Source organism: Candidatus Competibacteraceae bacterium, assembly GCA_016713505.1.
In the GTDB taxonomy this organism is placed as follows: domain Bacteria; phylum Pseudomonadota; class Gammaproteobacteria; order Competibacterales; family Competibacteraceae; genus Competibacter_A.
In genome coordinates this window covers 2284610-2302786 of record JADJPA010000001.1, presented here as the reverse complement: position 1 = coordinate 2302786, position 18177 = coordinate 2284610, and the positions used below count along the sequence as shown (strand labels likewise).

General features: G+C 63.6%; 20 protein-coding genes. 15 read left to right on the top strand and 5 right to left on the bottom strand.

Translation table 11 applies throughout. The features are described from left to right. Positions 1-110: 110 nt before the first annotated feature. Positions 111-311, bottom strand: coding sequence for a heavy-metal-associated domain-containing protein (locus IPK09_10485; GenBank protein MBK7984043.1), 201 nt, complete (start codon positions 309-311; stop codon positions 111-113). A 284-nt stretch (positions 312-595) separates the two neighbouring features. Between IPK09_10485 and glnA the strand changes: the two genes are divergently transcribed. The 5 genes from glnA to IPK09_10460 all read left to right on the top strand — a co-directional run bounded on the left by glnA (position 596) and on the right by IPK09_10460 (position 5989). Then, positions 596-2005 carry a glutamate--ammonia ligase gene (gene glnA, locus IPK09_10480; protein MBK7984042.1) on the top strand — a complete coding sequence of 470 codons (1410 nt, stop codon included), beginning with the start codon at positions 596-598 and terminating at the stop codon, positions 2003-2005. Positions 2006-2285: 280 nt separating this feature from the next. Then, positions 2286-3344, top strand: a complete 1059-nt coding sequence (glnL, locus tag IPK09_10475; protein ID MBK7984041.1) for a nitrogen regulation protein NR(II) — start codon at positions 2286-2288, stop codon at positions 3342-3344. Beyond that, positions 3341-4741: a nitrogen regulation protein NR(I) gene (glnG, locus tag IPK09_10470; GenBank protein ID MBK7984040.1), complete on the top strand. Its 1401-nt coding sequence runs from the start codon at positions 3341-3343 to the stop codon at positions 4739-4741. The genes glnL and glnG overlap by 4 nt, the downstream gene beginning before the upstream one ends. Before the next feature lie 15 nt (positions 4742-4756). Beyond that, the gene (gene trmL / locus IPK09_10465; protein MBK7984039.1) at positions 4757-5221 is read left to right on the top strand and encodes a tRNA (uridine(34)/cytosine(34)/5-carboxymethylaminomethyluridine(34)-2'-O)-methyltransferase TrmL; all 465 of its coding nucleotides are present in this window, start codon (positions 4757-4759) and stop codon (positions 5219-5221) included. 108 nt (positions 5222-5329) lie between these two features. Then, entirely contained in the window at positions 5330-5989 is a 660-nt protein-coding gene (locus tag IPK09_10460; protein ID MBK7984038.1) for a glutathione S-transferase family protein, read from the top strand. Between the two features lie 51 nt (positions 5990-6040). Here the strand turns inward: IPK09_10460 and IPK09_10455 are convergent, their stop codons facing one another. Next, positions 6041-6835: a hypothetical protein gene (locus IPK09_10455; protein ID MBK7984037.1), complete on the bottom strand. Its 795-nt coding sequence runs from the start codon at positions 6833-6835 to the stop codon at positions 6041-6043. A gap of 53 nt (positions 6836-6888) precedes the next feature. Further along, positions 6889-7134, bottom strand: a complete 246-nt coding sequence (locus IPK09_10450; protein MBK7984036.1) for a DUF2970 domain-containing protein — start codon at positions 7132-7134, stop codon at positions 6889-6891. A gap of 122 nt (positions 7135-7256) precedes the next feature. Here IPK09_10450 and IPK09_10445 point away from each other — a divergent pair, with 122 nt between their 5' ends. The 3 genes from IPK09_10445 (at position 7257) to IPK09_10435 (ending at position 10117) form a co-directional block, all read left to right on the top strand. Then, a complete protein-coding gene (locus tag IPK09_10445; GenBank protein ID MBK7984035.1) occupies positions 7257-8573 on the top strand; it encodes an acyl-CoA synthetase in 1317 nt (438 codons plus the stop codon). Continuing rightward, complete coding sequence (locus IPK09_10440; GenBank protein MBK7984034.1) at positions 8563-8868, top strand: hypothetical protein; 306 nt, start codon at positions 8563-8565, stop codon at positions 8866-8868. The genes IPK09_10445 and IPK09_10440 overlap by 11 nt, the downstream gene beginning before the upstream one ends. Positions 8869-8935: 67 nt before the next feature. After that, on the top strand, positions 8936-10117 hold the full coding sequence (locus IPK09_10435) for a class I SAM-dependent methyltransferase (GenBank protein MBK7984033.1): 1182 nt from the start codon (positions 8936-8938) through the stop codon (positions 10115-10117). Positions 10118-10154: 37 nt separating this feature from the next. Here the strand turns inward: IPK09_10435 and IPK09_10430 are convergent, their stop codons facing one another. Further along, positions 10155-10922 carry a class I SAM-dependent methyltransferase gene (locus tag IPK09_10430; protein ID MBK7984032.1) on the bottom strand — a complete coding sequence of 256 codons (768 nt, stop codon included), beginning with the start codon at positions 10920-10922 and terminating at the stop codon, positions 10155-10157. Positions 10923-10931: 9 nt separating this feature from the next. Continuing rightward, positions 10932-11783 (bottom strand): hypothetical protein, encoded by an 852-nt coding sequence (locus tag IPK09_10425; protein MBK7984031.1) that lies wholly within the window; start codon positions 11781-11783, stop codon positions 10932-10934. A 350-nt stretch (positions 11784-12133) separates the two neighbouring features. On the opposite strand from IPK09_10425, the gene IPK09_10420 reads away from it, so the two are divergent. The 7 genes from IPK09_10420 to IPK09_10390 are packed head-to-tail and all read left to right on the top strand — an operon-like array spanning position 12134 to position 18173. After that, the gene (locus IPK09_10420) at positions 12134-12403 is read left to right on the top strand and encodes an acyl carrier protein (GenBank protein MBK7984030.1); all 270 of its coding nucleotides are present in this window, start codon (positions 12134-12136) and stop codon (positions 12401-12403) included. 37 nt (positions 12404-12440) lie between these two features. Continuing rightward, complete coding sequence (locus tag IPK09_10415; protein MBK7984029.1) at positions 12441-13340, top strand: lipid A biosynthesis acyltransferase; 900 nt, start codon at positions 12441-12443, stop codon at positions 13338-13340. Beyond that, positions 13337-14026, top strand: coding sequence for a YdcF family protein (locus IPK09_10410; GenBank protein ID MBK7984028.1), 690 nt, complete (start codon positions 13337-13339; stop codon positions 14024-14026). Before IPK09_10415 ends, IPK09_10410 begins: the two co-directional genes overlap by 4 nt. Then, complete coding sequence (locus IPK09_10405) at positions 14026-14817, top strand: beta-ketoacyl synthase chain length factor (GenBank protein MBK7984027.1); 792 nt, start codon at positions 14026-14028, stop codon at positions 14815-14817. The genes IPK09_10410 and IPK09_10405 overlap by 1 nt, the downstream gene beginning before the upstream one ends. A 44-nt stretch (positions 14818-14861) precedes the next feature. Continuing rightward, entirely contained in the window at positions 14862-15263 is a 402-nt protein-coding gene (locus IPK09_10400; protein ID MBK7984026.1) for a hydroxymyristoyl-ACP dehydratase, read from the top strand. Continuing rightward, positions 15260-15817: an outer membrane lipoprotein carrier protein LolA gene (locus tag IPK09_10395; protein MBK7984025.1), complete on the top strand. Its 558-nt coding sequence runs from the start codon at positions 15260-15262 to the stop codon at positions 15815-15817. The genes IPK09_10400 and IPK09_10395 overlap by 4 nt, the downstream gene beginning before the upstream one ends. Before the next feature lie 25 nt (positions 15818-15842). Further along, positions 15843-18173 carry an MMPL family transporter gene (locus IPK09_10390; protein ID MBK7984024.1) on the top strand — a complete coding sequence of 777 codons (2331 nt, stop codon included), beginning with the start codon at positions 15843-15845 and terminating at the stop codon, positions 18171-18173. Positions 18174-18177: the final 4 nt, after the last annotated feature.

The following is an 18177-nucleotide window of genomic DNA, read 5'->3' as shown; positions in this document are numbered from 1 at the left end:
AGCGGAGGCGGGACTAGAGCTCGCCTCCGGCCCGCCGCCGGGGCGCGCGATGTCGTTTGTTTGGTCGCGCCAGCATTTTGCTGGCGAAGACGCCCGTTTCGATTCCTCCCTCATGCTTTTTCGGGATAACCCAGTTCTTTTAGCGTCGCGCCCAATTCGGTGTGGATATCGCTGTCAGCGTGTACCGTCACTCGGCCGGTCGGTACGTCTACCTGAACCTCTCGAACTTGCGGATGTTTGCCAAGCCCGGCGCGAATAGCGCTGGCGCAACCGTTGCACTTGACGTTCTGGGCCAGAAATTCGAGTTGCATGATGGCATCCTCCTAATAGCGTTGGTGCGTGCGAAGTATAAAGCTTGTCGCCATATTCCAACATTTTATGTGTTTGGCGTTACGTTGCGTCAAAATAGAGCGGACCGCGAAGCATATTGCACCAGTATAGTGCAAAGGGGCTGCCGGTCATCGGGTATCCAGCCTATAGATGACGGTCTAAGCTGCAAAAAATAGCGGTGGCATGGTTCGTGCTCCGCGATGGCAAACCGAGATTTTTCCCGCTCACGTTGTGATCGATTATTCAACCCGAGGAATCATTAATAATGAATGCTGCTGATGTGATGAGGTTGGTCGAGGAAAAAGGCATCAAGTTCGTGGACTACCGTTTCACGGACACGCGCGGCAAGGAGCAACACGTCACCGTACCGATTAGCGCCTTCGACGAAGAGGTCTTCGAAGACGGCAAGATGTTCGACGGCTCGTCCATCGCCGGCTGGAAGGGCATTCAGGAATCCGACATGATCCTGATGCCCGATCCAGTCACCGCCTGCATCGATCCGTTCTTCGAAGAGCCGACCCTGCTGCTGACTTGCGATGTGATCGAGCCCAACACCATGCAGGGTTACGAACGCGACCCGCGTTCGTTGGCCCGCCGCGCTGAAGCCTATCTGAAATCCACCGGCATCGCCGACACCGCTTTTTTCGGCCCGGAAAACGAATTTTTCATCTTCGATGACATCCGCTGGGGCGCCGACATCAGCGGCAGTTTCTGCAAGATCGACTCCTCCGAGGCCGGCTGGAATTCCGAGCGCGCTTATGAGGGTGGCAACTTCGGCCATCGCCCCGGCGTCAAGGGCGGTTATTTCCCGGTGCCGCCGGTCGATTCCCTACACGACATTCGCGGCGCGATGTGTCAGGCGCTGGAGCAGATGGGCCACACCGTCGAGGTGCACCACCACGAAGTCGCCACCGCCGGCCAGTGCGAAATCGGCGTGAAATTCAATACGTTGGTGCGCAAGGCGGATGAGGTGCAATCCTTGAAGTACGCCATCCAGAACGTCGCCCACAGCTACGGCAAGACCGCGACCTTCATGCCCAAGCCGCTGGTGGGCGACAACGGCAGCGGTATGCACGTCCATCAGTCGTTGGCTAAGGACGGCGTCAATCTGTTCGCGGGCGACCAATACGCCGGTTTGTCCGAGACCGCGCTGTACTACATCGGCGGCATCATCAAGCACGCCAAGGCGCTGAACGCGTTCACCAACGCTTCCACCAACAGCTACAAACGGCTGGTGCCGGGCTTCGAAGCGCCGGTCATGCTGGCTTATTCAGCGCGCAACCGCTCCGCTTCGATCCGCATTCCCTACGTCAGCAGCCCGAAAGGCCGACGCATCGAAGTGCGCTTCCCCGATTCCACCGCCAACCCCTATCTGGCGTTCGCCGCGATGATGATGGCCGGTTTGGACGGCATCCAGAACAAGATTCATCCGGGTGATGCGATGGACAAGGACCTCTACGATCTGCCGCCGGAGGAGGAAAAGCAGATTCCCAAGGTCTGTTTCTACTTCGACGAAGCGCTGGCGGCGCTGGACGCCGACCGCGAGTTCCTCACCAAGGGCGGCGTGTTCAGCAACGACTTGATCGACGCCTACATCACTCTGAAAACGGAGGATGTGACTCGGTTGCGGATGACGACCCATCCGGTCGAATTCGACATGTACTACAGCCTCTGATACACCCAGCAGCGGCCGGCGTCTCGCTGGCCGCCTGATACCCGCTGCCGGTAACGCCCCCAGTCGGGGGCGTCGTCTTTCACGGCGGCCGAATTTAGAATAACGTTCCGTATTGCACTAATTTGGTGCAATACCGGCGGTCGAGCGCGAACTGGCGGCAGGCTGGAGGCGACGCCTGCACCGAACGGGCGCAGAGGCCGCGTTCGGCTAAAACGGCCGAGTCCGGCGGTTGCCGCAAGGCTGGACTCACGAGCGCCAAACACTCAAAGGCGAGGCAAAGGTGTTGAAAGATGATTGCCGGCGGGTGGTGGATGGTCTGAGCATCGCCGTGTTGGTATTGGATCGGCGGCTGCGCTTGCTGTTCATGAACGCGGCGGCGGAGGCTTTGTTCGAACTCAGTTTCCGCAAGGCGTACAAGCTCGGCCTGCCGGAGCTGCTGGTCGGGGCTGAAGCGTTCGTCGGCGGCTTGCGGAACTGCTTGGCCAGCGGCCATCCCTACATCGAACGGGAATTGCATTTGGTGTTTCCGGCGGAGCGCGCCGTCACCGTGGACTGCACCGCCGCGCCGCTGCTGGAGCGCGATCCGCCGTCCGAGCTGTTGCTGGAGCTGCGCCAAGTGGACTGGCGGCTGCGCATCAACCGAGAAGAGCACATCCTGGCCCAGCACCACACCAGCCGGGCGCTGGTGCGCAATCTGGCGCACGAAATCAAGAACCCGTTGGGCGGGCTGCGCGGGGCGGCCCAATTGCTGGAGCGCGAATTGCCCGACCCGGCCTTGCGGGAATACACCGGCATCATCATCGGCGAGGCCGACCGGTTGCGCAATCTGGTGGATCGGATGCTCGGACCCAACCAACCCCACGCCTACGATGAAGTCAGCATCCACGAAATCGTGGAGCGGGTCTGCGCGCTGGTGGAAGCCGAGGACGCGCCCGAAATCCGCATCGAACGCGACTACGATCCCAGCATCCCGCCGGTGTGGGGCGACGCCGACCGCTTGATTCAGGCGGTGCTCAACGTGGTGCGCAACGCCGTGCAAGCGCTCGACGGTCGCGGCACGATCCTGTTGCGCACTCGGGTCCAACGTCAGTACACCATCGGCGCGAAACGCCACAAGCTGGTGGCGCGCTTGGATGTGATCGACGATGGGCCCGGCATTCCGCCCGAACAGCAGGAGCAGATTTTTTATCCGATGATCAGCGGCCGGCCGGACGGCACTGGCCTGGGTCTGTCCATCGCCCAAAACATCGTCAACCAGCACGGCGGTCTGATCGAGTGCGCCAGCCGGCCCGGTGAAACCGTCTTCACGCTGTTGCTGCCCTTGGGAAAGACCGGATGAGCAGAAAAGAGCACGTTTGGGTCATCGACGACGACCACGCCATTCGGTGGGTGCTGGAAAAGGCGCTACAGCGCGACGGCATGACGGTCGCGACGTTCGAAAGCGCGGCGGGCGTGCTGGACGCGCTCAAGCGGAGCCGGCCGGACGCGGTGATGGCGGATATTCGAATGCCGGGCATGAACGGGCTGGAGCTGCTGGCCCGCTTGCGCGAGCGCGTGCCGGAATTGCCGGTCATCATCATGACCGCCCATTCCGATCTCGACAGCGCGGTCTCCGCCTATCAGGGCGGCGCATTCGAGTATCTGCCCAAGCCGTTCGATGTGGACGATGCGGTGGCCCTGGTCCGCCGCGCCTGCCTCAGCTACCGCCAGCAGGGCGGCTCGCCGGAGCAAGACCAGCCGCTGCCGGACATCATCGGCGAAGCCCCGGCGATGCAGGAGGTGTTCCGCGCCATCGGCCGCTTGGCGCGCTCCAATATCACGGTGTTGATCACCGGTGAATCGGGCACCGGCAAGGAGTTGGTGGCTCACGCCCTGCACCGACATAGCCCGCGCGCCGACAAGCCGTTCATCGCCATCAATACCGCCGCCATCCCCCGCGATCTGCTGGAATCGGAACTGTTCGGCCACGAGCGCGGAGCGTTTACCGGGGCGCAGACCTCCCGGCAGGGGCGCTTCGAGCAAGCCAACGGCGGTACGTTGTTCCTGGATGAGATCGGCGACATGCCGGCCGAATTGCAGACGCGGTTGCTGCGAGTGCTGGCCGAGGGGGAGTTTTATCGGGTGGGTGGCCATACCCCGACGCGGGTCGATGTGCGGGTGATCGCCGCCACCCATCAGAACATGGAGCAACGAGTGCGCGATGGGCTGTTTCGCGAAGACCTGTATCATCGCTTGAACGTGATCCGGGTCCAATTGCCGTCGCTCAACCGTCGCCGCGAAGATATTCCGTTGTTGACCCGGCACTTTCTGAGCCAGGCCGCGCGGGAGTTGGGGGTCGAGCCTAAAGTATTGCGGCCGGAAACCGAAAATTATCTCGGCCGGTTGGAATGGCCGGGCAACGTCCGCCAGTTGGAGAATCTCTGCCGCTGGCTGACGGTGATGGCCTCGGGCCGGGAAATCCATCTGGAGGATTTGCCGGTGGAATTGCGGGAACGAACGCCGGGTACGGAAGGCAACGGCCCCGAGTGGGAAGCCGCGCTGCGGCTGTGGGCCAGTCAGAATTTGGCGCGCGGCGGGCAAAATCTGCTGGAGAGCGCCTTGCCCAGCTTCGAGCGGGTCTTGATCCGGGCCGCGCTGGAACAGACCGGTGGCCACCGCCAAGACGCCGCCCGCTTGTTGGGCTGGGGCCGCAATACCCTGACCCGCAAGATCAAGGAATTGCGGATGGATGGTTAAGCGGAATCGGGTTTGATGTTTGACGTGGCGCTGTTCGAGCCGGAAATTCCGCCCAACACCGGCAACATCATCCGGCTGTGCGCCAACACCGGCGCGCGGCTCCATCTGATCCGACCGCTGGGTTTTCAGTTCGACGACCGGCAATTGCGGCGCGCGGGCTTGGACTATCACGAATGGGCCGCCGTGCGCCTGCACCGCGATCTGGCGGCTTTTCTCGCCGAGGTGAAACCGGCGCGGTTGTTTGCGTTTACCACCAAGGGCGCGCGTCATTATCATACGGTCGCCTATCAGCCGGATGAGGTGTTGCTGTTCGGTCCTGAATCGCGCGGCTTGCCGGCTGAGCTTTTAGACAGTATTCCAGCGGAGCAACGCTTGCGCTTGCCGATGCGCACCACCGGTCGCAGCCTGAACCTGTCCAATGCGGTCGCCATCGTCTTGTACGAGGCGTGGCGGCAGCACGGTTTTGAGGGGGCGCTTTAACCGGTCATTTCGGCGGTGGAACCGAGGCCGTTGCCTTCCTGTGTCCAGCCGTTATGCTTTGATGGTATCCGCGCGGTGTGAACCCAGTCATCGTTGAGGGAGAGCGTCATGGCCTATCAGTTGATCAGTTTCGTGCTTTGCCCCTTCGTGCAACGTTCGGTGATTACCCTGAAGGAGAAACAGGTCCCGTTCGATATCACCTATGTCGATCTGCAAAATCTTCCGGACTGGTTCAACGCGATTTCGCCGATGGGAAAAGTGCCGGTGCTGCGGGTGGATGAAAAGCGGGTGTTGTTCGAATCGGCGGTGATCAACGAGTATCTGGACGAGACCAACCCGCCGCCGCTGCACCCGCAAGACCCCTGGCGGCGGGCGCACAACCGGGCCTGGATCGAATTCGGCTCCAACCTGATCGGCCGCCAGTACCGACTGCTGGTGGCGGCGGATGAAGCGGTTTTCGAACGGGAAAAGGACGGTTTGTTGGCCGATTTGCGCTATGTGGAACAGCAGTTGGGCGAAGGTCCGTTCTTTAACGGCGCGGCCTTTTCGCTGGCCGATACCGCTTACGCGCCGCTGCTCATGCGGCTGGAGATCATCGAACGCCATCATCCCCAAGGCTTGCTGGCGAAAACACCCAAGATCGCGAACTGGTGCGAAGCGTTGCTGGTCCGACCGGCGGTGCGGGAATCGGTGGTGGCGGATTTCGAGGAGCGGTTCGTCGCTTATTTTGCCGCGCAGGGCGGGTTTTTGGGGAAGCATCTGGGTTAAACAGCCCGCGTTCTCGGCCGGCTTGACGCCGGTGAATCCTGGCTATCGCAATCAATTGCCACCGGTTTCGCGCGGGTCGTCCAGCAAATACCGCCCGCACAGCTTATGGAACGCTTCTGACGTTCTGGGGCCGGCTATGCCGTCCACCTTCAAAAAGATACCGGGCAAAGTATTGAGGAAACGCTGCAACGCCTCGACGGTCGGGGAGGGTTCTCCCCGGTCGTAACGCAACAGCGGTCGGGCCGCTCGCTCGCCGGTGGCGACGAATTCGATCGCGCCGCGTTCCGCCAGCCGCCGCAGCAGCACCGCAACCCCGTACTGCCGGGGGGCGGCGGTTTCGCTCCAGGTGTCGTCAGTGACATATTTGCCCTGGCTGTAGTGGGTGGAATGGTGCCACAGATACGGCGAAAGCACCTCGGGATGGTGTAGCCGGTAGCCCCAGCCGCCGTGACCTTCCAACAGAAATAAAGTGCCGGCGATGCTCCAGTCGGCCCATTGGTCGAAATAACGCAGGCTCAATGCATCGGTGGCGCTGTCTTCCCAGGCGAACGGTGGTTCGCCTTGCGCTGGCCTGCCGTCCGGCAGATGGCGGGTGCGTTCGCTCAGCGGGTCGCCGTTATGCAAGTGAACGTTGAAATCGCGGTCGGTATCGGCGTAATGCAGCACCGCCACCACGAACCAGGGAAGCTTGAGCCGCCCCGCGACCGCGTGATAGCGGCCTCGGTCGGCCAGCAGCGCATCGACCAGTTCCTCGGCTTCGGCGGCGCGTTCGGGGCGGATATTACAGCTGGAAAACAGCCGTGCGTACTCGGCTTGCAGTTCCTCGGTGAGGACGATACGGCTCATCGTCGAAATCCGTTAGAGTCGTTGTGAAGGATAGGCGCTGGAACCGCTTCGGCTTAGCCGGTGGCGGCGCGCAGGGCGAGTTTGACCGCCAGCCAGATTCCCAAAATCAGCAGCACGGTCAGGCCCACCCCTACGATAAGGAAGTGAGCGGGCCGGCCATGCTGAAAATCTCGTTCCCGGTTGCGCGCGCTTTGCACGCCGAAGAACGAAGCCAATACGCTGAGGATGACATCCAGCGCACCGGGTGGCTTGTGGGAAATCTTAGGGTCGATCTGTGGAGAGGGATCGGGAGTCGGCATGATTTCAATATCGCTTCGGTACGGTCATGTGGAAGAAGCCCTTGCCCATTCTTACCGTCAAGCAAGGGCGAATTATCGTCGAACTTTGCTACATTAACGCATCAACCTCGCTCTCTTCCACGATGCCAGCCAAATTACCCTTGCTATCGATGAGCGCGCCGGGCGATTTAATCGCTTGGTGGCGCGATGGTCCCATCCGGCGCGAGCGGTTTTTGCGCCATGTCACCGCCGTCGCCCAGCATCTGCCGGCCGGGCGTTTCATCTTCAACCTTTGCGAGGACCGCTATCTGTTTCTGGTCGCTTTCGCCGCCGTGGGCGCGAACGGCCAAAGCAATCTGCTGCCCTCCAGTCGCGCCGAGTTGCACGTCCGGCGCGTCGCCGACGATTACCCCGACAACGGCCGAATCACCGATAGCGACATCGAGGCTTGGCTCGAAACGGCGACGGCTGGACCGGACGTTCCCGCCGTGCCGGAAGTGTCCAGCGATCAGGTGACGGCAATTGCGTTTACCTCCGGCAGCACTGGGCTTGCCAAACCGAATCCTAAAACCTGGGGTGAATTGATCGGCGGCGCGCGGCAAGCGCGGCAGCGCTTCGGCTTCGATCCGACCACCGCCATCGTGGCGACCGTGCCGCCCCAGCACATGTACGGCTTGGAAACCTCGATCATGGCTCCGCTGGCCAGCGGCGCGCGGGTCCACGGCGGCCGGCCGTTTTTTCCAGACGACATCCGCGCGGCGCTGGCGGCCGTTCCCGCGCCGCGCGTGCTGGTCACCACTCCGGTGCACCTGCAAGCGTGCGTCCAGGCCGGGTTGACGTGGCCGCGACCGGCGTTCCTGATTTCGGCGACCGCGCCGCTGTCGGATGCGTTGGCCGCGCGCGCCGAGGCGGCGTTCGGCGCGCCGGTGCTGGAAATCTACGGCTGCACTGAAGCGGGCTCCATCGCCAGCCGCCGCACCTTGGACGGCGACCGCTGGCGGCTTTACGACGGCTTCGAACTGCGCGACGGATCGCTTTCCGGCGCGCATTTGCCGGAACCGGTGCCGTTGAACGATCTCGTCGAACCGTGCGGCGCGGCGGAATTCAAACTGCTGGGCCGGCGGGAGGATGTGGTCAACATCGCCGGCAAGCGGACCTCGCTCGGCTATCTCAACCACCAGCTCAACGCTATCGACGGCGTGATCGAGGGCGTTTTTCTGACGCCGGAATCGGAAGAGGCGGAGGTCGTCCGGCTGGCGGCGTTGGTGGTCGCGCCCGATTTGAGCAAGCGGCAACTGCTCGCCGCCTTGGCCCAGCGCCTCGATCCGGTGTTTTTGCCGCGCCCGCTGGTCAAGGTCGACGCCCTGCCGCGCAATGAAACCGGCAAGCCGACGCGAGCGGCGTTGCTGGCGCTGCTGGCGGGATCGCATCCCGCCGCGTCCGTCCCGCATGACCGTTGAGCGGTTTTTCTCCATCCCTGACGATCATCCCAGCTTGGCCGGGCATTTTCCCGGCAATCCCATCGTGCCCGGCGTGGTGATCTTGGATGCGGTGCTTCGCGCCTTCAAATCCGAATATCCGAGCCGGAGCGCGCACGGAATGCCGGTGGTGAAATTTCTGACGCCGCTGCGGCCGGGGCAGGCGTGCGCGATCCGTTTTTTGGAGTCTAACGGCAAACTTCGTTTCGACTGCGTTCTTGAGGACGGTCGGCTGCTGGCGCAAGGTCAATTGCGCTGGGCTGATACAGTCCCTTGACCGGTCCGGAATATTTCAGCTCCACGCCCGTCCGTCCGCCGGAAAGCAAAGGTCTTGAGGAGGTTTGATGCTCGTCCGCGCCGCCGCCACCGATTCCGATCTGCGCGCCGAACTGTTGCCCGCCGAGCTGCTGCCGCTGTTCGACGAGCGCTTCATCGCCTCCTGCGATTTCATCGAGGAGTATGTGTTTCGGTTGGCGCTTGGGGTCGCGCGCGAGGTCGGGTTCGAGCGCGCGCTCGGCGCGGGTGGCACGGCGGCGGAAATCGCGCGGCGAACAGGTTTGGACCCCACGGTCGGGCCGCCGCTGGCGGATGGGCTGTTGCGCCTGCTGGCCGAGCGTGGCGCTATCGCAAGCAGCGGCGAGCCAACCCGCTTTCAAATCATCGAAGCCCTGCCGGACCTCGATCCGCTGAAAATCGAACAAGCGCAGGCCGCTCACGATCCCGCCGCGCTGCCGTCGTTTCGCTTGGCGACCTTGGCGGCCGAGGGATATCCCCGTGTGATGCGCGGCGAGGCGACGGGGGAAGAAGTTTTGTTTGCCGCCGACCGCATTTCGGCGTGGTCGGAGTATTTTTCCAATCACAATCCGCTCTACGCCATCAGCAATCACATCGGGGCCAGGGCGGTACTGGAGCGGTTCCCGCGGCCGCGCGGGACGCTGCTTGAAATCGGCGGCGGGGCGGGTAGCGGCGCCACGGCCTTGCTCGATGCCTTCGCGGCGGCGGGGATGACGGAGCGGATCGAACGCTATCGCTTCACCGAACTGTCGCCGCTGTTTTTGCGGCGCGGCCAGCGGGCGCTGATGGCCCGGCCCGACGCGCCGGGTCGGATCGGTTGCGGCGTGCTCGACATCGACCGGCCGTTGGCCGAGGCGGGGGTGGAGCCGGGCAGTCTGTCGGTGGTGTACGGCGTCAACGCCTTACACGTCGCGCGCGATTTGGCGTTCACCCTGGCGGAAATTCGCGCCGCGCTCGCGCCGGGGGGATGGGTGATCGCCTCTGAATGCGTGCGGCCGTTTCCGGGTCGAACGGTCTACGTCGAATTCGTGTTTGCACTGCTAGACTCTTTCCGTGCTCCGGTCTTGCAACCGCCTTGGCGGCCGAACGGCGGGTTTTTAACCCCCGAACAGTGGCTGGCGGCGTTTCGCGCGGCGGGTTTTGCCGAGCCGTTCGTCTGGCCGGATATTCCCCGGATTCGCGAGCGCTATCCGGCGTTGGTCGCGGCCGCCGTGGGCGCGGCCAAACGCTAGCGTTTTCACAGTGAGATCGGGCTAACGCGAGGCTCGCTCAATCTGCCGGGGTTGTCACGACGCCCTTGCGCCCGAAGTAAGCCCGAAACAGATCGAATTCGACATCGCAGCCCGCCTCATCGAAGCCGGCGTCGCGGATCGCCTGAACGATGGTGTCGGGCGGGACGCAGTTCTCGATGGTATCCCAGTAATAGCGCATCAGGGTTTGAGCGTCCTGTTGGCCGGTGGTCAGCCGGCTGAGCAGCGGGATCACCCGCCCCATATAGAATTTGATGACGCCTCGTTTCAAAGGAGTGGCGGGCCGGGCGATTTCCAGAATCAGCAACACGCCGCCCGGTCGCAGCACGCGATGAAATTCTCCAAACGTGAGGTTGAGATCGGCGACATGCCGCAGGGCGTAGCCCATGCTGACCATATCGCAGCAGGCGTCGGCGACCGGCAGTTGTTCCATCAAACCTTGCATCAGGGGAATGTTTAGAAGCCGTTTCACTTCGGCCAACATGCCGGCGCTCACGTCCAGACCGATCACCGCTTGGGGGTCGCCAGTGATCGCCAGCGCCTGTCGGGCGACCAGTCCGGTGCCGGTGGCGACATCCAGCACGGTCATGCCGGGTTTCAATCCGACACGTCCCAGCGCCCGGCGGCGGTACCAATTGCCCGATCCGAACGACATCAACTGGCAGATCCGGTCGTAGTGGCGCGCGGTGCGGTCGAACAGACCGCGCACGAACGCCGGGCGTTGCGCCAAATCCGGGTAATAGTCCGGCAAGGTCGGATGCGGTTCGAGCGGTTTTTCCGGTTTCAAGAGAGAATCCTAGGCGTGGTGGGCGGCGGCGGAGATCGCCAGCCCTTCGATTTCGAGCAGCAATTCCCGACGGCAGATCTCGGCGCGCAGAAACAGCAGCGGCACATTAGCCCCGAAGATGCGAACGATGCGCTCGCGCAAGGGTGCCGGGTCGAGTTCGGGCCGAACATAGATTTTCAGGAGCGTCAAATCCAGGGGTGTCGTTGCCCGCCGCTCGGCCTCCGCAAGCAAGGCTTCGAGATTAGCGAGCGTTTCATCCAGTTGCGGCAACAGCTCGTGATGCAAGCTGGCGTGGCCGACGATGCTGGCGGTGCCGGAAATATACAGATGGTCGCGGCCCTCGCCCCAGCTTTTCAAGACGGCGCGCGAAAATGAGGGGCTGCGGCGACCGTATTGAGAAGGGTAGTGAAAAGCGCTCACCTGGCGCGGGTTTTCGATCTGGAGACCGGGTTCGCGGGCGGCCAGCGCGTAGAGATGCAGGCTGCCGCCGCGCGTGCCGATGGCCGACGCCGCGGGCAGCCGGATCTCGAACTCGGCCAGTTCCGCCGCCAGCGCCTGATGCCGGCCCGCGCAAAAAGCCCGATAGCGTTCCAGACCGTCGCAAGCGCGGTTGATAGCGGGAAAATAATTCCAGATGCGCAAAAAATGCGGATAACCCAGCGCGCGGGCTTTGGCGAACAAACGGCGGTAGGCCACGGCGGTCAGCGGTTGCAAGGCGTCGGGGGCATATTCGTCCAGGCGCAATTGGAGGAACAGCACCTCACCGTCGCTGGCGTGATAGATCCCTTCCGTGAACCCGGTCCGCGCCGGCCGCGCGCCGAGCCAGACTTCGGCGGTGGCGGTGCAGCCTAATTCTTTCAATGCGACGGGACAAACGCGCGGGTCTGCTTGAGGTGTGACCCCCCGTCAAAGCAAAGTAGCGCCAGCAAGCGTTCGTCGTTTAGCCACTGGCCGCTTCGACCCTGTTCGCAATAAAAGACGGGGACAAGACTCATGCTGGCCCGCGCCGAGAAGCCGGTCGCGTGCTGGTTGTCAGCTCAAGGCGGTGGCGAAAAACAGGGGCGGGGATGGCCATTAAAATTCTGATTTCAGATCGATAAGGGCTATTTTTATCGGACATGATATAGTTTAGCAACGCATTCGCGAACCTTGACAGCACCACTACCTATAACCGCCACACGCGTTACAGTTCATATTTTACGAGGTTATCGATGGAACCACTTTCGCCATTCGAGTTGGAGGTGGCTCGACTGCTGGTCGAGACCCTGCATCTGGAAGATGTCAAACCGGAAGAGATCGCACCGGAAGAACCGCTGTTTGGCGAAGGGCTGGGTCTGGATTCCATCGATGCGCTGGAACTGGCGCTGGCGATTTCCAAAACCTACGGTTTTCAACTGCGTTCGGACGACAAGGAAAACCGGCGCGTGTTCGCCTCCTTGCGCGCCCTGAGCCAGCATATCGAGCAACAGCGGACCCGCTAAGGACGCGCGGTCAATCTCAGCCGGCGGACATGGCGCCGTGAGCCGGAATTGGGCGCGGTTGCCAGAGCGGGGCAGCCCGCTGGCGCTATGGTTGATTCGCGCCATCGCCCTGCATGTCGGCCGGCCCGTGGGCCGCGCGCTGCTGTATCCCATCACCTTGTATTTTTTGATGACGGCGGCCGCCGCGCGTCGGGGTTCGCAGCGTTTTCTGCGCCGCGCGCTCGGTCGGGAGCCGAGCTGGCGAGAGGTGTTCCGCCACATCCACTGCTTTGCCGCCACCATTCTGGATCGGGTCTATTTTTTGACGGGTCGTCTGGATGGCTTTCAGATCGAGATTCATGGCGGCCAAGCGATCCTGGATCAAGTGGCGTCCGGTCGGGGCTGCATTTTGCTGGGGTCGCATTTGGGCAGCTTTGAGGCGCTGCGGGGGATCGGTTCCACCGTGCGTCACTTGCCCATCAAAATTCTGATGAACGTCGAGCACAACCAAGCCATGACCCAGTTGTTTGCCGCGCTCAATCCTGCGTTGGCGCAAGCCGTCATCGCCATCGGTCGCCCGGAAACCTTGCTGGAGGTTCAAGACAGCGTGGCGCAAGGCTTCATGGTCGGCGCGCTCGGCGACCGGGTGGCGCAGGATGAAAAAACGATCCGCTGCCGGTTCTTCGGCCAGGAAACCGCGTTTCCCATCGGGCCGATCCTGCTGGCGGGACTGATAGGGTGTCCGGTGATCCTGTGTTTCGGCCTGTATCGGGGCGGCAATCGCTACGATGTCCATTTCGAAGTGCTCGCCGAACGGATCGCGCTGGAGCCGCGCCGCCGCCAAGAGCAGATCGCGATTTGGGTGCAGCGCTACGCCGACCGCCTGGAGCATTACGCTCGGCTCACGCCTTATAATTGGTTCAATTTCTACGATTATTGGGCTGAGGATTCCGCGTGAAAAGCAGGACGCCCGGAAAATGGTTTCTCCGCCAGCGCGATCTCGGTTGGGATGGCGCGGCGACGCTGGTGTTGTCCAATTTGGCGCTGCTAGCGACGGCGGGCTTGAGCGGGTTGTGGCTGTTGTACCGAGTTTGGCGGGTCGCTTGTGAGACGCCGATTGCCGGAGTCGAGGGAGATTGGATCGTGGTGTTGGGGGCGCGGCTGATCGGCGACCGCGCCGCGCCCGGCTACGCGCGCCGTTTGGGCCGCGCCGCCGCGCTGTACCGAGAAGATTCCCGGCGGCGCATTCTGCTGGTCGGCGGTCCGACTGGCGGCGACCGCAGCGAGGCCGAGTGCGGCCGGGATTTACTATGCGAGCTAGGCGTTCCGGCCTCCGCGGTGTTGCTTGAGGATCAATCGCTGAACACGCTCGATAATTTGCGCCGCGCCCGGCAGTTGCGCGCCGAACTGCGCGAGCGTCCTTTCGTGCTGATAACCAGCCGCTTTCATCTGGCCCGCAGCGGCGTGCTGGCGCGCGGTTTGGCGTTGCGGCCGGTGCTGTGCGCCGCCGAAGACCGGTTGCGCCACGATCCGGTGATGGTGTGGCGGTTGGCGCGAGAGGCTTACTATCTGCATTGGTACGCCGTGGGTAAGGCGTGGTCGCGCTGGACCGGCAACCGGCGCAGTCTGGCGCGAATCACCTGATGAGCGTGTATGTCAGCGGGGTGGGTTTGTGCGCGCCCGGCCTGCCGGATTGGTCGGTCGGGCGGGCGGTGCTGGCGGGATTGCAGCCCTACAGCCGGGACGCGGCGCCGCGCTTCGAACGGGTACGCCTGCCGCGCAACGAAGCGCGCCGGGCGACGCTGACCGTCCGACTGGCCTTGCAGGCAGCCGACGAGGCGCTGGCCGCCGTCGGTTTGGAAGCCGGGCAGTGCGGGGCCGTGTTCGCCTGCGCCGGCGGCAACACCGAAGCGCTGGATGCGCTGTGTCAGGCACTGATCCAGCCGGAACGCCTGCTGTCCCCCAGTCAGTTCAATCATTCGGTCCACAACGCGCCGCTCGGTTATTGGAACATCGCGGCCGGCTCGATGCGGCCGGCGCTCAGCATCGGCGCGTTTGACGCCTCGTTCGCGGCGGGTCTGCTGGAAGCGTTCGCGCTGGTGCGGTTGGAGCATCAGCCGATTCTCTTGGTCGCTTACGACACGCCGCCGCCGCCGGCTTTGCAGCCGTTCCGGGCGGTGGCCGTCGCGTTCGGGCTGGCGTTGTTGCTGGCTCCCGATCCGCTTCCCGGTAATATCGCCCGCCTGCGGAATTTGCGAATTCGCTCCGGTGCGGCCGAGTCATTAGCAGACGGGGAGTTGGAGCGCTTGCGCCTCGCCAATCCGGCCGCGCGTGGGTTGCCACTGTTGCGGCGGCTCGCTCGGGATCGCTCGGGCGCGGTCGCCTTGCCTTATCTGCCGGATACCCGACTCGAACTGGATGTGGAGCCCTGTTGATTGACAAAACGGAAATTCAACAGCTGATCCCTCATGCCGGGACCATGTGCTTGCTGGAGAAGGTAACGGCTTGGGACGAGCAAGGCATCGTCTGTCTGACCGAGACCCATTGCGATCCGACCAATCCGCTGCGCCGGCAAGGTCGGCTTGCCGTGATTCATGCGGTGGAATACGGCGGGCAAGCGGCGGCGATCCACGGGGCCTTGCGCGCCCGTAAGGCGGGCGACACCGCGCCGCTGGGCTATCTGGCCGCGCTGCGCGACGCGCGCTGGTTCGCCGATGAGTTGGACGCTATCGCCGCGCCGCTGGAGGTTGCCGCGCGCTTGGTGTTGGGCGAGGGCGGCCACTGCATCTATGCGATTCAGGCGAGCGCCGCCGGTCGTTTGTTGGCGGAAGCGCGCCTGACCATCGCGCCGCAGCCGACCGGTGGAGACGGTGACCGATGAAGCCCTGGATCATGCTGCTGTTGCTGGGCTGGCCGCTGGCCGGAGTCGGTCAGGACGGCTTGGATCAGGTCATGCGGCTGCTGGCGGCGGTGCCGGCGGTGGAAGGCGAGTTTCGGGAAGAAAAACAACTGGCTGTATTAAAAGAACCGCTGATCGCCACCGGAAAATTGTATTACCGCGCGCCGAATTTTCTGCGCAAGAAAACGCTGGCCCCGCAACCGGAGGATTACGAGGCCGACGGGGATTGGCTGACCGTCGAAACGCTCGCCACCGGTCGCCGTCAGTTCGACCTGAACGGTTATCCACAATTGCGACCGCTGGTGGAAGCGATCCGCGCCACCCAAGCCGGCGACCGGATGACCTTGGAGCGTTACTACCGACTGGAATTTCAGGGGACGCCCGCCGATTGGACCTTGCGCCTGATACCGCTCGCCGAGGAAGCGACCCGCTATATCACCGCTGTCATTTTGCGCGGCCAGAACGAACGGATTTCGAGTGTGGAAACGCTGGAAGCGGATGGCGATCGCAGCGTGATGAGCCTGACGGTTCGCTGAGCCCACGGTACTGGGGAGCAAGCGGTTGAATCTCGTGCGTCGCAAGTGGGTCCCGCTGCTTTGGTTGTTGGCCGTGCTGGCCTGCGGTTGGATCGTGGCGACCACGCCGGTGGTTGCGGATTTGACGCTGTTCGCGCCGCGCGCCGATCCGGTCGCCGAGCTGTTGTTGGAACAGTTGCGCAGCGGTCCGACCACCCGCTTGATCTTGTTGGGATTGGAGGGCGGTTCCGAGGCCGACCGCGCCGCCGTCAGCCGCCGGCTGGCGGAACGACTGCGGCCCGCTAGCGCCTTCGCGCGGGTGGCCAACGGCGCGGAAACCCTGCCCGATGCCGAGTTGCAGGCTTTGTTCGGCTGGCGTTATTTGCTCAGTCCGACCGTCGCGCCGGAACGCTTCACGGCGGAAGGCTTGCGCGCCGGCTTGCAGCAGCGGCTGGCGGAACTGCAATCGCCGCTGGCGGTGTTTCAGAAGCGTTGGCTGGCCGGCGATCCGACCGGCGAATTATTGAGCGTGCTGCGGCTTTTACAGGGCGGTTTGCGCGAACCGGCCAAACGGCTGGGCGTCTGGTTTGCGCCGGACGGCGCACGGGCGCTGTTGTTGGTCGAGAGCCGCGCCTCCGGGTATGATCTCGCCGCCCAGCGCGCCATCGTGAACACCATCCGCCAAGCCTTCGCCGCCGCCAGCGCCGGCACCGCCGTGCGCCTGCTGTTGAGCGGCCCCGGCGTGCTGGCCACGCTGTCCGAGGATCGGGTGCGCGCTAGCGCCGAATGGCTGAGCGGATTGTCCTTGGCGGCGGTGATCCTGTTGTTGCTGTTAGTCTATGGCTCGGTGCGCACGGTCTGGCTCGGTGCGCTGCCGATGCTGTCGGCGTTGCTGGCCGGCGCGGCGGCCGTGGATATGCTGTTCGGCAAAATGTATCTCATCACCCTGGCGTTCAGCATCACGCTGCTGGGGGAGACGTTGGATTATCCGACTTACCTGTTCAGCCACCGTCGCGCCGGGGACACGGTGGACGGCACGCTGCGCCAGTTGTGGCCGACGCTGCGGCTGTGCGTGGCGACCACCGCGCTGGGCTGTCTGGCGATGCTGGATTCCAGCTTTCCGGGGTTGAGTCAGTTGGGGGTTTATACCATCGCCGGTGTCGTAGCCGCCGTGGTGACGGCTCGCTGGGTGTTGCCAGCGCTTGTCCCACTAGATTGGAAACCTCCGCGACCGGCCGCCGTCGGCGACTGGGCCGATAGCTTGTTGCGGCCCCGGCCGCGGCTGGCGCTGGCGCTGGGCGGTTGCGGCGCGCTGGTGTTGCTGGGGCTGATCGTCAAAGCCCCGCCGCTATGGGAGAACGATCTGGCCGCGCTCAGCCCGGTGCCGCGTGAATTGCTGCGTTTGGATCAGGAATTGCGAACCGCGTTGGGTGCACCGGAGGTCGGCCATTTGATCGCCGTCACCGCTCCAGACGCCGAAACCGCCTTGCGCGCCAGCGAAACTGTGGGCGCTTATCTGGCGCGGCGGCAGGCGGAAGGCGCGCTGGCCGGTTACGATGGGGCCATGCGCTATCTGCCCAGTCTCCACACCCAACAGCAACGGCGGGCAGCCTTGCCGGAAGCGGAAGCGCTCGCCGCGAATTTGAAGGCCGGCTTGGCCGGATCGCCGTTCAAACCCGACCTGTTCGCGCCGTTTCTCGATGCCGTCGCCGCCGCCCGTACCGCGTCGCCGCTGAGACCTGATGAAGTGAAAGAGACCTTGCTGGGCGTGCGGGTCCGATCTTTGCTGGTTGCCGGTGAACGCGGTTGGACGGCTTTGCTACCCTTGAGCGGCGTCCGAAGCGCGGCAGAGGTGGCAATCGGCCTGCCGTCGCTGCCGGAAGGTCGGGCGTACTATCTGGATTTGCGCGCCGAGACCAATCGGCTGGTGACCGAATTCCGCGAAGCGGCCTTGCTGCGGTTGCTGTATGGCAGCGCGCTGATCGTGGCGGTGGTCTGGCTGGGTTTGCGCCGCTGCCGACACGTTGCGGCGGCCTTGGCGCCGGTCCTGCTGGCGCTGGTGTTCACCGTGGCGCTACTGCTGGCGCTCGGTGAGAGGCTGTCGCTGTTTCATCTGGTGTCCTTGCTGTTGGTGGTCGGCGTCGGCGTCGATTACGGCTTGTTCTTCAGCCGGCCCGCTACCGATATGGATTTGCGCCGCCGTACCCTGCACGCCTTGCTGGTCTGCTGTGGTTCGGCGTTGACGGTGTTTGCTATGCTTGCGACATCCGCGCTGCCGGCGTTGCGAGCCATCGGCTTGACCGTCAGTTTGGGAGTCGCCGCCAGTTTCATCGCCGCCCTGATCGTCGCGCGGCCCTTGTTGAACCGAATGAGTTGAATCA